The sequence below is a fragment of the Streptomyces sp. S.PB5 genome, from assembly GCF_030403745.1.
GTDB lineage: Bacteria > Actinomycetota > Actinomycetes > Streptomycetales > Streptomycetaceae > Streptomyces.
Genome location: NZ_JAQMWP010000004.1, coordinates 445251 through 459162, shown reverse-complemented (window position 1 = coordinate 459162; position 13912 = coordinate 445251). Strand labels below are relative to the sequence as shown.

Below are 13912 nucleotides of genomic sequence, written 5' to 3'. Positions count from 1 at the left end.
GGGCCAGGATGTCTGGAACACATAAGCATCTGGAGGGGAACCCAGTAATGAGCTACAACCAGCCGGGCCCGTACGGCGGGCAGCCCCAGCAGCCCGGTCCGTACGGTCAGCCGGGCCCGTACGGCCAGCAGCCGCCGCAGGCCCCCCAGCCCGGCTACGGCTACCCCCAGCAGCCGGCCCAGCCCCAGCCGGGGTACGGCTACCCGCAGCAGGCCCCGCAGGGCGTGCCGCCGCAGACCCCGCCGTACGGGCAGCAGCCCTACGGCCAGCAGCCGTACACCACCCCGATGCCGCCCGTGCCCGGCGGTGGCGGCAAGAAGAAGACCGCCATCATCATCGGCGCCGTGGCCGTCGTGGCCGCCCTCGCCGTGGGCGCCGCGCTCCTGCTCGGCGGCAGCAGCGGTGGCGGGTCGGACATCGCGGACGACGGGACGTACAAGCTGACGACCCCGGCGGCGGTGCTCGGCAGCGAGTACAAGAAGGGCGACGACTCCGAGGCGGACACGCTGACCGAGAGCGACGTCAAGGACGCGGAGTCGTGGGGCGTCAAGGACGCCAAGGACGTCAGCGCGTCCTACACCGCGGGGACGGGCATGACCGCGAAGGAGCTGGGTTTCGCGGGCGTCTACGGCAGCATCGAGGACCCGGAGAAGGTCGTCGACGCGATGTTCGCCCAGCTGAAGACTGAGTCCAAGAAGGACAAGGACTCCGGCGTCACCCTCGTGGGCTCCCCCACCGAGCAGAAGCCCGCCGGCTTCGAGAACGGCATCATGAAGTGCCAGGAGATGGAGTCCAGCGAGTCCGGCCAGAAGATCACCATGCCGGTCTGCGTCTGGGGTGACCACAGCACGCTCGCCTACGTGGTGTCGTACGACATGGCCGCCCTGGTCGCCGGCAAGAGCGCCACGATGGGCGAGGCCGCCGAGCTGGCCGCCAAGCTCCGCAACGACGTTCGCGTGAAGGCCTGACGCCACAGTCGGTCTTCAACACCGAAGGGGCCCCGGTCGGTTGACCGGGGCCCCTTCGTCTGGCTGGTGCGCGGCGGGAGTTACGCCGTCTTCTGCTCGCCCGGGCCGCGGCCACCCCGCGCATCCCGCGGGATCAGCGTCGGGTTGACGTTGGAGTGGACGACGTCCGCCGTGATGACGACGCGCGCCACGTCCTTGCGGGACGGGATCTCGTACATGACGCCCTGGAGGACTTCCTCCATGATGGCGCGCAGACCGCGGGCGCCGGTCTGGCGGAGGATGGCCTGGTCGGCGATGGCTTCGAGGGCCTCGCGCTCGAAGTCCAGCTCCACGCCGTCGAGTTCGAAGAGGCGCTGGTACTGCTTGACCAGCGCGTTGCGGGGCTCGATCAGGATCTGGAGGAGGGCCTCGCGGTCGAGGTTGTGGACCGAGGTGATGACCGGGAGACGGCCGATGAACTCCGGGATCATGCCGAACTTCACCAGGTCCTCGGGCATGACGTCCTCGAACTGGTCCTTGGCCTCCAGCTCGCGCTTGGAGCGGATCGTCGCGCCGAAGCCGATGCCCTTCGCACCCGCGCGGGACTCGATGAGCTTCTCCAGGCCCGCGAAGGCACCGCCCACGATGAACAGCACGTTCGTCGTGTCGATCTGGATGAACTCCTGGTGAGGGTGCTTGCGGCCGCCCTGCGGGGGCACGGAGGCCGTCGTGCCCTCCAGGATCTTCAGCAGGGCCTGCTGGACGCCCTCGCCGGACACGTCGCGGGTGATGGAGGGGTTTTCACTCTTCCTCGCGACCTTGTCGATCTCATCGATGTAGATGATGCCCGTCTCGGCCTTCTTGACGTCGTAGTCCGCCGCCTGGATGAGCTTGAGCAGGATGTTCTCTACGTCCTCGCCCACGTACCCCGCCTCCGTGAGCGCGGTCGCGTCGGCGATCGCGAACGGCACGTTCAGCATGCGGGCCAGGGTCTGGGCGAGGAGGGTCTTGCCAGAACCCGTGGGGCCGAGCAGCAGGATGTTGGACTTCGCCAACTCGATCGCGTCGTCACGGCCGTTGGCGCCGCCGTTCTCGCCGGCCTGGACGCGCTTGTAGTGGTTGTAGACCGCGACCGAGAGGGCCTTCTTGGCGGCCTCCTGGCCGACCACGTAGCCCTCGAGGAACTCGTAGATCTCGCGGGGTTTGGGGAGTTCCTCCCAGCGCACCTCGCTCGTCTCGGCGAGCTCCTCCTCGATGATCTCGTTGCAGAGATCGATGCACTCGTCGCAGATGTACACACCAGGCCCTGCGATGAGCTTCTTGACCTGCTTCTGGCTCTTGCCGCAGAACGAGCACTTGAGCAGATCGCCGCCGTCACCGATGCGTGCCACGGTGTGCTTCCCCTTCGCCTGGGAGACGCCTAGGTCCAGCGGCTCCTGGTGCTGCCTTAATCCGACGGTACCTTGCCGGGCCCCCCGTTCGGGCCCCCCTTGGCGCGGTTCACTTTGACGTGCAGCGTGTCAAAGCACACTTACCGGGCCAAGGGGCGGCAGACAATACAGCCTCCGACTAGCGGACGGCCGCGTTGTTCATCTTCCGGGTGGAGATGATCTGGTCGATCAGACCGTACGAGAGCGCCTCCTCGGCCGTGAGGATCTTGTCGCGCTCGATGTCCTCGCGGATCTTCTCGATCGGCGTGGTGGAGTGCTTGGCCAGCATCTCCTCCAGCTGCGCGCGCATCCGCAGGATCTCGTTGGCGGCGATCTCCAGGTCGGAGACCTGACCGCGGCCCGTCTCGCTGTAGGGCTGGTGGATCAGCACACGCGCGTTCGGCAGCGCCATGCGCTTGCCGGGCGTACCGGCGGCCAGCAGGATCGCGGCGGCGGAGGCCGCCTGGCCCATGCAGACCGTCTGGATGTCCGGCTTCACGAACTGCATCGTGTCGTAGATGGCCGTCAGCGCGGTGAAGGAGCCACCGGGGCTGTTGATGTAGACCGAGATGTCCCGGTCGGGGTCCATCGACTCCAGGCACAGCAGCTGCGCCATGACGTCGTTGGCGGAGGCGTCGTCGATCTGCACGCCGAGGAAGATCACACGCTCTTCGAAGAGCTTCGCGTACGGGTCGTACTCGCGGATGCCCTGCGAGGTGCGCTCGACGAAGCGCGGGATGACGTAACGGGACTCCGCCGAGGGGCCCGTGTACTCGGCGCGCGTGCGGTCGTACAGGCCGCTGCCGGGGAAGTCGTTCACTGTCTCTCTCCTAGGGGCTGAGGCGGTCGGCTGGGGGCTTGCGCGGGGGTCTTCGGGGCCCCTGCGAGGGGTTCTCAGGCCCCGGTGCCGCCGCCGCCCGGCATGTTGGCGGCCGTGGTGATGACGTCGTCGATGAGGCCGTACTCCTTGGCCTCGTCGGCGTCGAACCAGCGGTCGCGGTCGGAGTCGCGAGTGATCTGCTCGAACGACTGACCGGTGTGCTGGGAGGTCAGTTCCGCCATGCGCTTCTTGGTGTGCAGCAGCCGCTCGGCGTGGATCTTGATGTCCGAGGCCGAGCCGGCGAGGCCGGCGGACGGCTGGTGGATCAGGATCTCGGCGTTCGGCAGCGCGAAGCGCTTGCCGGGGGTGCCGGCGCTGAGCAGGAACTGGCCCATGGAGGCGGCGAGGCCCATGGCGATCGTCACCACGTCGTTCTTGATGTACTGCATGGTGTCGTAGATCGCCATGCCGGCCGTGATCGAGCCGCCGGGGCTGTTGATGTAGAGGTAGATGTCCTTGTCCGGGTCCGCGGCAAGGAGCAGCAGCTGTGCGGTGATCTTGTTCGCGATGTCGTCGTCGACCGGCTGGCCGAGGAAGATGATCCGCTCGTTGAGCAGCCGGTTGTAGACCTGGTCGCCGAGGCCACCACCGATGGAAGGCTCGCCGGCGGCGGAGGGCATCAGATTCGTCACGTATCCACCTGCTCGTCTTACGACGGCGTCCGGCCGTCTCACGTTTCCCTGCGTATCCCTGCGGGGCTGGAGCTGTTCGGGGACTCCACTGCCCTCGTATTCATGGACCCTAACGCGCTGGTCCCTTCGGGGAATCCCGGATACAGGGCTGTTCGCCGGGGGCGTAGCGCCGGGCACCTCCGGCGGGAGGGCCACCGGGTAGGCGAACGGGCCCTGGGTCATGAGTGACCCAGGGCCCGTCCTAGGACCTGCTCGGCGCCGTGGGCTCAGCCCTCGGTCTTCTCCGCCTCGGCGTCGGTGGCGTCGGCCTCGGTGGCCTCCGCGGCGACCTCGGCGGCCGTCTCGACCTCGTCCTCGTCGTCCAGGTCGATGACCTCGCCGTTGGTGTCCTTCACCGTGGCGGCCTCGACCACGACGGCCAGGGCCTTGCCGCGGGCGACCTCGCCGACCAGGAGCGGAACCTGGCCGCCCTCGACGACCGCCTGGGCGAACTGGTCGGGGGACATGCCGGAGGAAGCGGCGCGGCGCATGAGGTGCTCGGTGAGCTCCTCCTGGTTGACGTTCAGCTTCTCGCGCTTGACCAGCTCGTCGAGGACGAACTGGGTCTTGATGCCCTTGACCGCGGCTTCCTCGGTCTCGGCGTCGAACTCTTCCTCGGTCTTGCCCTGGATCTCCAGGTACTTCGCGAGGTCGAGGCCCATCTGGCCGAGCTGGTGGTGCTCCAGGTTGTGCTTGCGGGTGTTGATCTCGTCCGCGAGCAGCTTCTCGGGGACGGGCACCTCGACGAGCTCGAGCAGCTTCTCCAGGACGCGCTCCTGGGCCTGCGTGGCCTGGTCGTACTGCTTCATGTTCTCGAGGCGCTTGCGGCTGTCGGCCTTCAGCTCCTCCAGGGTGTCGAACTCGGAGGCGAGCTGCGCGAACTCGTCGTCCAGCTCGGGCAGTTCGCGGGCGGCGACCTGGGTGACCTTGACGGTGACCTCGGACTCCTTGCCGGCCGCGGAGCCGCCCTTGAGCTCGGAGGTGAAGGTGGCCTCGCCACCGGCCTCCAGGCCCTTCACGGCGTCGTCGATGCCGTCGAGGAGCTCGCCGGAGCCGATGGTGTACGAGACACCGCTGGCGATGCCGTCCTCGAGCACCTCTCCGTCGACCTTGGCCTCCAGGTCGATCGTGACGACGTCGCCGTCCTCGGCGGCGCGCTCGACCGGGGAGGTCGAGGCGAAGCGCTCACGGAGCTGCTCGACGGACTTCTCGACGTCCTCGTCGGTGACCTCGACGGCGTCGACCTCGACCTCGATGGAGGAGAAGTCCTCGGGGAGCTCCAGGGCCGGGCGGATGTCGACCTCGGCGGTGAAGTTCAGCGTGTCGCCGTCCTTCAGCTCGGTGATGTCGACCTCGGGCTGGCCCAGGACGTCGAGCTCGGCCTCGGTGACGGCCTCGGTGTAGAACTTCGGAAGCGCGTCGTTGACGGCCTCCTCCAGCACGGCGCCACGGCCGAACCGCTGGTCGATGACGCGGGCCGGGATCTTGCCCTTGCGGAAGCCCTTCACCGTGACCTGCTGGTTGATCTTCTTGTACGCCGCGTCGAGGCTGTCCTTGAGCTCCTCGAAGGGCACCTCGACAGTGAGCCGAACCCGGGTCGGGTTCAGGGTCTCCACGGCGCTCTTCACGGTTCGGTCTCCTTGTGGCTGACTTCTTGGATTCTGCCGGCGCCAGAACGGCTCCGGCGGATTGGCCGCCCTGAGGACTGCATCAGACGAGAGACACACGGGCGCGCAGCTTGCATAGTAACCGCAGCGGCTACACGCCCCAAAAGGCGATCAAGGCATAGAGATCACTGCTCATGGTCGGGGTGGCGGGATTTGAACCCACGGCCTTCCGCTCCCAAAGCGGACGCGCTACCAAGCTGCGCCACACCCCGTCTGGTGCGACACGTAGGGTACATGCCCGCAGGCCGCGGGACCGCCGCATTTACGGGGTGTGCGGCAAGGGGTGCGGACCCGCTACGATGCTCTCTGTGCCGCGGTCACCTGACCTGCGGCGCGTCCTGCGCGGGCGTAGCTCAATGGTAGAGCCCTAGTCTTCCAAACTAGCTACGCGGGTTCGATTCCCGTCGCCCGCTCTGTACGGCAAAGGGCCCGGTTCCTCGGAACCGGGCCCTTTCGTTTCGCCGTTTCGTCGTTTCGTCCGGTCCCGTCTCGTCTTGGCGGGTCAGAGGGTCCGTACGTCCACCGTGTAGACGGAGCGCAGGCCGTACGGGACGTAGAGGGCGTCGCCCACGAGGGTGAGGGGGGCGCCCGTCGGGGGGCCTTCCACGGCGCCGTCGTCGGGGCCCGCGAGGGTGCCGTCGACCTTGCCGGTGCTGCGGTTCAGGGCGGCGAGACGGCCGCTGGGGGACGCGACGTACAGGTGGGTCCTGGAGACGGTCGGGGGGCCCGACTGTTCGATGCCGGAGTCTCCCTGCCAGGCCTGGCGGCCGGTGGCCGGGTCGACCGCGCGGATGATGCCGTTGCTGAGGGTGAAGTAGAGGGTGCCGCCCGCGAGGGTGGGGGTCGCCGTCTCGGGCTGGGGCGTGGAGAGCTTCACGGTCGTCACGACGTGCGTGGAGGTGTTGATCAGAGTCAGTGCGCGGTGGACGCCGGTCGTGTTCATCAGCACCAGGCGGCCGTCGTGCCCGCCGGCGATGTTCATGTCGCCCTTGACGGTCACACTCCAGCGGGGCTTGCCGGTGGCCGGGTCGAGCTGGGCGACGGTCGTGCTCTGGATCTCGCCGGTGGTGTACTTCCCGGTGAGCAGGTACGCCTTTCCGCCGACGCTGCGCAGGAGCGTGAAGTACTGGTTCGGGTTCGGCAGGGGACGCTTCCAGCGGACCTCGCCGTCGTCGGCGTCGAGGAGGGCGAGCTGGCTGCCCGTCCTGCCGTACACGGACACGACGCCCTCGGGAACGGCCGCGGAGGCGCCCTGGTCGCTGCTCGGCTCCGTGGCCTCCGGGCCGTCCGCGGTGACCGTCCTCCAGATCACCTTGCCGGTCTCGGCGTCCACGGCCTGGACCGTGTAGCGGGTCGGGGTCGATGCCTGGTCGGCCTCGGGCCGGTCGTCGGCGCCGTAGACGTACACGCGGCCCTTGCGGGCGCCGATGATCGTGCCGCCGCCGGAACTGCTGCTGCTGCCGAACTCCTCGCCCTCGGCGGTCGGGTCGATGGGCAGGCCCCAGGTGTTCGCCCCGTCGGCCAGGGCGAAGCGGGTCGCCATGATCTCGTCGCCCGCGCAGACCAGGGAGGTGCCGGAGGCGGTGCAGCGGTTGAAGACGGTGGAGGGGCCTATCGGGTCCTTCTCGACGCTCGGGTCCTTGGCCTGCTTGTGCCATGCCTTCCAGCCGGCCGGCAGGTTGCCCGGGGCCGGGTCGTCGTCCCCGGTCAGGGCGACCGTCGTGGTGACGGCGGCCGCCGTGAGGGCCAGGATGCCCGCCGCGGCGGCCGGCCACAGGCGCCTGCGGCGGCGGGGCCGGCCCGTGTCGACGAGGGTCGGCTGCCCGTCCGCGGGGCGCGGGTCGGGCCAGTCGCCGTCCCGCAGCAGGCGCAGCAACTCGTCCGCCGTGGGGCGGGACTTGGGCTCCTTCTCCAGGCAGAGGCGGATGAAGGGGAGCAACTCGGCCGGGACGTCGTCGAGTTCGGGGGTGCCCTCGACCACCCGGATCGCCGTCTCGTACGGGCTCGGGCTGTCGAAGGGGCCCCGGCCCGAGGCGGCGTACGCCACCACCGCGCCCAGGGAGAAGATGTCCGCCGCCGGGCCCACGTCCTGGGGGGAGGAGAACTGTTCCGGGGACATGAAGGGCGGGGTGCCCATCACGCGGCCGGTCTGGGTCAGGACGTCGGAAGCGGCGAACTCGGTGGCGCGGGAGATGCCGAAGTCGATGACGCGGGGGCCGTCGTCGGCGAGCATGACGTTGGCCGGTTTCAGATCGCGGTGGACGACTCCCGCGCGGTGGATGTCGCGGATGGCCTCGGCCAGGCCGGCGGCGAGGTCGCGCAGGCGGGGCAAGGGGAGCGGGCCGTTCTCGTGGACGTGCGTGCCGAGGTTGGCGCCCGGTATGTAGAGCGTGGCCATCCAGGGGCGCGACGCGTCGGCGTCCGCGTCCACGACGGGGGCCGTGAAGGCGCCGCTGACCTGGCGGGCGGCGGCCACCTCACGGCGGAAGCGGGCGCGGAACTCGTCGTCGTCCGCGTACTGGCCGTGCACCACCTTGACGGCGAGACGGCGTCCGGAGTCGGAGCGGGCGAGGTAGACCACGCCCATTCCGCCGCTGCCCAGGCGGTCCTCGATGCGGTAACCGCCCACCTCCGCCGGGTCCGAGTCGCGCAGCGCCATCCCCGTACGTCCCCCTGTTGTCCGTCACCGGCCCCCGTGACCGGGCTGGTCAGCCTAGCCCGCGGGGTCAACAGGGTCAGAACTGGATCGAGTTGATGGTCTCCGCTATCGAGTCGAGGAAGCGCTGGATGTCGTCGGCCATACCGGTCGAGGCGAGGAAGAAGCCGAACAGCACGGCGACGACGGCGGGTCCGGCCTTGAGTGATCCGCCACGGATCAACACCACCAAGATGATCGCCAACAGCAGCACCACTGACAGCGAAATGGCCACAACTGATCACACCCTACGGTCGGTCCGCTCTCCCGGCCCGGGGGTGCCAGCCCCGCGCACCCCCGCCAGAACCATCGTGCCACCAACCAAGCCGCTGTATGCGGCAGGTGATGCATCGTTGACCACACCTGTGCCGAATCTGTGCGGCGGCCGTCCGCCCCGTCACCAACACCCCTTGTTCCGCACAGCAATTCGAGAGGGCACCCACACAGGTAATTCGACGAGATCGTTTCCGTCTCCACACATCCCGTTCGCGGGTAATTCCAATAATTCCAACAGTCTCCATCCTCGGACCTTATGACCTATTTAGTCGGGATGAATCACACCAAGTTGGCGCTTGCTGTGACCTCGATAACGTGGCAACTCGTCTATTTTCCGGGGCTCTCCGAGCCAATAGCCAGGAATGACGTGGTGAGTTTTACGAGAGCCCACAGGCAACGCTAGGGTGCCTCAGATGTTCCGCACCGCCTCGTCCCCCTCCGCCCCCGGTGTGCCCAAGCAGCGTGACGCGTTCTTCGACAACGCCAAGTACCTGGCGATCGTGCTCGTGGCCATGGGCCACGCCTGGGAGCCGCTCAAGGGCGACAGCCGGATCCTGGAAGCCGCGTACACGGTCGTGTACTCGTTCCACATGCCGGCGTTCATCATCATCTCCGGCTACTTCTCCCGCAGTTTCGACATGCGCCCCGACCGGCTCAGGCGGCTCGTCACCGGTGTCGTGGTGCCGTACGTCGTCTTCGAGACCGCCTACTCGCTCTACCACAAGTACTTCGAGAACGACCCCGGGCACCCGATCAGCCTGCTCGACCCCTGGTACCTCACCTGGTTCCTGTGCGCGCTGTTCGTCTGGCGGATGGCCACCCCCGTCCTGAAGCTCATCCGGTGGCCGCTCCCCTTCGCGCTGGGCCTCGCGATGCTGGCGTCCGTCACCCCGTCGATCGGTGACGACCTGGACCTCCAGCGGGTGCTGCAGTTCCTGCCGTACTTCGTCCTCGGGCTGTGCATGAAGGCCGAGCACTTCCACATGGTGCGCACCCGCACGGTGCGGATCCTGGCGGTGCCGCTGTTCGCGGCCGCGCTGGCCGTCGGCTGGTGGGCCGTGCCGCGCATGAACACCGCGTGGTTCTACCACCGGGACGCCGCGCAGCAGCTGGGCGCGCCCTGGTGGGCCGGTCCGGTCATGGTGCTCGCGATGTTCGGCTGCTCGCTGCTGCTGACCGCCTGCTTCTTCGCCTGGACGCCGCGTCGCACGATGTGGTTCACGGCACTCGGCGCGGGCACGCTGTACGGCTATCTGCTGCACGGCTTCCTGGTGAAGGCCGCCGCCCACGAGGGCTGGCTGGACGCCGCCTGGCTGCACCGCCCCCTCGGCGAGATCCTCGTCACCGCCGTCGCGGCCGTCGTCGTCACGCTGCTGTGCACCAAGCCCGTGCAGCGGGTCTTCCGGTTCGCCATGGAACCGAGGATGGAGTGGGCGTTCAAGCAGGACGCGGCCGAGCTGGCGCGGGAGCGGCAGCAGCAGCCGGAGCGCCCCGGGCAGCGCGAGAAGGTCCTGGCGTAAGAACCCTCACTCACCTCAGACCGAGAAGTGCGCGCATCCCCGCGTACTTCTCGGTCAGTCGTTTCCGGGTCTCCTCGTCCAGGGCCGCGAGGCGCACCGGGTCCGCGTTGTGCGCCAGGTCCGCCTCCTTCACCAGCAGCGCGCCGGGGGTGGCGAGGATCCGCCCGGCGTACCCCTCGGGCGGCTCCCCCACCCGCTTGGTGACCGCGAGCACGATGTCCTTCGTACGACGGCTCAGCGCGGCCTCCTCCAGCCAGCGGGCGGAGAGGGCGTCGTCCTCGACGGAGTCGTGCAGCCAGGCGGCCGCGATCTGCTCGGCGTCGCCGCCACGCGCGCGTACGCCCTCCGCGACGGCCTGGAGGTGCTCGGCGTAGGGCCGGCCGGCCTTGTCGGTCTGCCCCTCGTGCGCGGCGCGCGCGGTGGCCTCGACCTCGGTCAGGGTCAGGTGTCTGGGTGCATCGGTCACTCCTCCAGTGTCCCCCCGCGCAGCGCCGCACGGGCCGGAAGACCGGCCGCGGTGAGACCGAGGGCCACGACGGTCCCGGCGAGCGCGCCGTACACCAGCGGGGGGATGTAAGGGCCCTGTCCCGTCAGGCCGTTCATCATCGGGACGAGCGTGGCGACCGCGATCGCCGTGCCGAGGGCGATGCCCGCGCAGGCGACCAGCAGGGCCTCCCAGCGGATCATGCGCAGCACCTGGCGGCGGGTGGAGCCGATGAGGCGGAGGGTGCCGAGTTCGCGGCGGCGGTCGAGGACCGTCATCACGAGGGTGTTGACGGCGGCGACGGCCGCGAAGCCGCCGAGGACGGCCGCCATGACGTTGTTCGCCCAGGCGTTGAGCTCGCGGTCCACGGACTGGGCGGTGGTGTAGTCGTCGCGGGCCAGGACCGTGCCGAGACCCTTCAGACCTGCGGCCGTGCCGCCCTTGGTCCACAGCTCGGTGTCGTAGGCGTTGGTGACGTGGCCGGCCAACGCGGCACGGCTCAGGGTGACTTGGGACAGGCCCATACCGCGCTCGTACGTCGCCACGATCCGCGGTTCGGCCCTCGTGCCGTCGGGGAGGCGGATGGGGAGGCGGTCGCCGACGGTGCGGTCCGCGTTGCGGGCGAGGGATGCGTCCACGGCCGTCTCGCCGGGTTCCAGGGAGAGCCGGCCGTCCTTGAGCTTGAGGTCCTGTACGGCTGCCAGGTCGCGTGCGGTGCCCGTGACGCCCTGCGCGGTGGCCGCCTGCAGGGTGCCGCCGGAGGCCGGGACCAGCACGGCGGTCTTCAACAGACCGACGGCCGCGGTGACTTCGGGGGCGCGTTCGGCCCGTCGTACGGCGTCGGGGGCGAGGCCCGGGGTGTCGGCGGTGACGATGTGGTCGGCGGTGATGCCGTCGCGCTGCTGTTGTGCGGTGACGTGGTCCTCGCTGGTGCGCAGGAAGAGCAGGACCGAGGAGAACGCCATCGCGAGCACGATCGGGGTGATCGCGGAGGCCAGACGGCGGGCGTTCGTACGGGAGTTGGCGGCGGCCAGCACGGCGGAGGCGCTCGCGCCGCGCAGCGGGAGGCCGAACAGGGCGGCGCAGGCGCGGGCGATGTACGGGCCGAGCAGGGCCACGGCGAGCATGAACAGCATGACGATGCCGAGGGCGGCGTTGGCCGCGTCCTCGCCGGTCGTCGAGGCGGCCAGGCCCGCGCAGACGATGCCGCCCGCCGCCGCGGCGAGGCCGAGGGGGGTGCGGATCCAGCCGATGCGGAGGCGTTCCACGGAGGCCTCGGTCAGGGCCTGGCCCGGCTTGATGCGGGAGCTGCGGTGGGCGGCCATGTAGCCGGCCAGCAGGGCGGTGAGGAGCACGGCGCCGGCCGCGGTGACGAGGGGGATCCAGGAGACGGCCAGGTCCACGGCTTCCGGGATGGCGCCCCGGTCCTGCAACTGCCCGAACCACCAGGCCGCCAGGGCGACTCCGGGGAGACAGCCGGCCGCGCCGGCCACGGGGGCCACCAGGAGGGCCTCCGTGGCTATCGTGCGGCGGATCTGGCGGGGGCTGGTGCCGATCGCGCGCAACAGGGCGAATTCCCGGGCGCGTTGGCCGACCGCCAGGGCGACGGTGCCGGCCGCGGTGAAGACGGCGACCATCGTGGCGGTACCGCCGAAGGAGGCGCCGAGGGCGACGAGGATCTCCTTGGCCTCGTCGAGGGCGGGGTCCGCCACGGTGCCGCGGTCGGCGCCTGTGTGGATCCTGGCCTTGCCGCCCAGGGCCTTGGTCACTTCGGCGGCGAGGGTTTTGGTGGTGACGCCGGGCTTCGGGAGTACGGCTATGGCGTCCACGCGGCCCGGGTGGCCTGAGAGTTCTACGGCTTCCCCGTCGGCGAACCAGGCGGTGGGGCGAGGGGTGGGCCGGGGGGAGTCGGTGGTGCCGGAGACGCGGTAGGTGTGGGTGCCGGTGGGGGTGGTGAGGGTGATGCGGTCGCCCGCGCGGGCCTGTTTGCCGGCCACCTGGGCCTGGTGGTCGAGGACGACTTCGCCGGGGGCCGGGGCGGTGCCTGTGGTGAGGTGTTCGCCGGTGAAGGTGGTGGAGGACCAGTTGTGAGCGGTGAGGGGGGTGGGGGTGGTGGAGGCTGTGGTGCCGGTTCCGGTGGCGGTGCTGTTCGTGGTCGCTGCGGTCACCTGGAATGTGACGTCCGCCACTGCGGTGCGGGCGCCTGGGGCCTGGGCCGCCTTCGACACCAGCGCCGCGTCGAGGCGGGCACGGTCCGGGACCGGTTCGCTGTCCGCGCTGTCGCCCTTGCCGTAGTGGGCCTTCTGGTCGGCCGCGGCCACGACGGGGGCGTTCGTGTAGCGGCCGGGCGGGACCTTCGCGCGCAGACCGGTCTCCAGCAGGATGCCGCAGGCCGCCACGATCATCGCGGCCATGGCGAGGGCCACGAAGGTGCCGGCGAACGCGGAGGGGCGGAAGCGGACCGCTGCGCGGGCGAGGCCGTTGGGGGTGAGCATCAGACTGCTGCTTCCGTTGCCGCTGCCGTGTAGGGCGTGGGGGTGGCCAGGGCTGTCATGCGGGCCGCGATCCGGTCGGCGGAGGCTCCGTCCAGGTGGTCCACCAGTTCGCCGTCCGCCAGGAACAGGACCCGGTCGGCCCAGGCGGCTGCCGTGGGGTCGTGGGTGACCATGACGACCGTCGCGCCGTGGTCGTCCACCGCTCGGCGGAGGAGCGCGAGGATCTCGGCTGCCGTGGTCGTGTCCAGGGCGCCCGTCGGTTCGTCCGCGAAGACCACGTCGGGGCGGGTGACGAGGGCCCGCGCGATCGCCACGCGTTGCTGCTGGCCGCCGGAGAGCTGGGCCGGGCGGCGGCGGGCCTTGTCGGTCAGGCCCACCTGGGCGAGTACCTCCGTCGTGCGGCGGCGGTCGGGGCGGTGGCCGGCGAGGCGGGTCGGGAGGGAGACGTTCTGCTCGACCGTGAGGGACGGGAGGAGGTTGAAGGCCTGGAAGACGAAGCCGAGGCGGGTGCGGCGGAGTGCGGTGAGCTTGTTCTCCTTCATGCCGGTGATCTCCGTACCGGCCAGGCGGACGGTGCCGGAGGTGGGGCGGTCGAGGCCGGCCGCGCACTGGAGGAACGTGGATTTGCCGGAGCCGGACGGGCCCATCACCGCGGTGAAGGTGCGCGGGGGGAGGGTGAGGTCGATGCCGCGGAGGGCGTGGACGGCGGTGCGGCCTCGGCCGTAGCGCCGGTGCACTCCGTGCAGTTCTACGGCCCGGTCGGCTGGCATGGGGTGTCCTTCCGTTCGTTCGTGGGGTGTGTCTCGAACGTACGGATTCGGGGGGTGCGGGGGCCATGTGGGGGGCT

Annotated in this window: 11 protein-coding genes and 2 tRNA genes; 3 read left to right on the top strand and 10 right to left on the bottom strand. The window is 70.0% G+C overall.

The features are described from left to right. Positions 1-47 precede the first annotated feature (47 nt). Positions 48-968: a hypothetical protein gene (locus PH203_RS13590; protein WP_289920141.1), complete on the top strand. Its 921-nt coding sequence runs from the start codon at positions 48-50 to the stop codon at positions 966-968. A gap of 80 nt (positions 969-1048) precedes the next feature. Here the strand turns inward: PH203_RS13590 and clpX are convergent, their stop codons facing one another. From clpX to PH203_RS13565, 5 genes are all read right to left on the bottom strand, one after another. Beyond that, positions 1049-2338, bottom strand: coding sequence for an ATP-dependent Clp protease ATP-binding subunit ClpX (gene clpX, locus PH203_RS13585; RefSeq protein WP_289920140.1), 1290 nt, complete (start codon positions 2336-2338; stop codon positions 1049-1051). 178 nt (positions 2339-2516) lie between these two features. Then, on the bottom strand, positions 2517-3197 hold the full coding sequence (locus PH203_RS13580; protein WP_289920139.1) for an ATP-dependent Clp protease proteolytic subunit: 681 nt from the start codon (positions 3195-3197) through the stop codon (positions 2517-2519). Between the two features lie 74 nt (positions 3198-3271). After that, a complete protein-coding gene (locus PH203_RS13575; protein WP_051113679.1) occupies positions 3272-3877 on the bottom strand; it encodes an ATP-dependent Clp protease proteolytic subunit in 606 nt (201 codons plus the stop codon). 278 nt (positions 3878-4155) lie between these two features. After that, positions 4156-5556 (bottom strand): trigger factor, encoded by a 1401-nt coding sequence (gene tig / locus PH203_RS13570; RefSeq protein ID WP_289920138.1) that lies wholly within the window; start codon positions 5554-5556, stop codon positions 4156-4158. Positions 5557-5730: 174 nt separating this feature from the next. Beyond that, a tRNA-Pro gene (locus tag PH203_RS13565) sits at positions 5731-5807 on the bottom strand. Between the two features lie 130 nt (positions 5808-5937). Here PH203_RS13565 and PH203_RS13560 point away from each other — a divergent pair. After that, positions 5938-6008: transfer RNA gene (locus PH203_RS13560), tRNA-Gly, on the top strand. An 89-nt stretch (positions 6009-6097) separates the two neighbouring features. Here PH203_RS13560 and PH203_RS13555 read toward each other — a convergent pair. Both PH203_RS13555 and PH203_RS13550 read right to left on the bottom strand, forming a co-directional pair. Then, on the bottom strand, positions 6098-8254 hold the full coding sequence (locus PH203_RS13555) for a serine/threonine-protein kinase (protein WP_289920137.1): 2157 nt from the start codon (positions 8252-8254) through the stop codon (positions 6098-6100). A 76-nt stretch (positions 8255-8330) separates the two neighbouring features. Further along, positions 8331-8525 carry a hypothetical protein gene (locus PH203_RS13550; protein ID WP_150949237.1) on the bottom strand — a complete coding sequence of 65 codons (195 nt, stop codon included), beginning with the start codon at positions 8523-8525 and terminating at the stop codon, positions 8331-8333. Between the two features lie 454 nt (positions 8526-8979). Between PH203_RS13550 and PH203_RS13545 the strand changes: the two genes are divergently transcribed. Then, a complete protein-coding gene (locus PH203_RS13545; RefSeq protein WP_289920135.1) occupies positions 8980-10086 on the top strand; it encodes an acyltransferase family protein in 1107 nt (368 codons plus the stop codon). A 10-nt stretch (positions 10087-10096) separates the two neighbouring features. Here the strand turns inward: PH203_RS13545 and PH203_RS13540 are convergent, their stop codons facing one another. The 3 genes from PH203_RS13540 to PH203_RS13530 are packed head-to-tail and all read right to left on the bottom strand — an operon-like array spanning position 10097 to position 13835. Next, positions 10097-10552 carry an HD domain-containing protein gene (locus tag PH203_RS13540; protein ID WP_289920134.1) on the bottom strand — a complete coding sequence of 152 codons (456 nt, stop codon included), beginning with the start codon at positions 10550-10552 and terminating at the stop codon, positions 10097-10099. Next, the gene (locus tag PH203_RS13535; RefSeq protein WP_289920133.1) at positions 10549-13065 is read right to left on the bottom strand and encodes an ABC transporter permease; all 2517 of its coding nucleotides are present in this window, start codon (positions 13063-13065) and stop codon (positions 10549-10551) included. Before PH203_RS13535 ends, PH203_RS13540 begins: the two co-directional genes overlap by 4 nt. Then, positions 13065-13835: an ABC transporter ATP-binding protein gene (locus PH203_RS13530; protein WP_289920132.1), complete on the bottom strand. Its 771-nt coding sequence runs from the start codon at positions 13833-13835 to the stop codon at positions 13065-13067. The genes PH203_RS13535 and PH203_RS13530 overlap by 1 nt, the downstream gene beginning before the upstream one ends. Positions 13836-13912 lie beyond the last annotated feature (77 nt).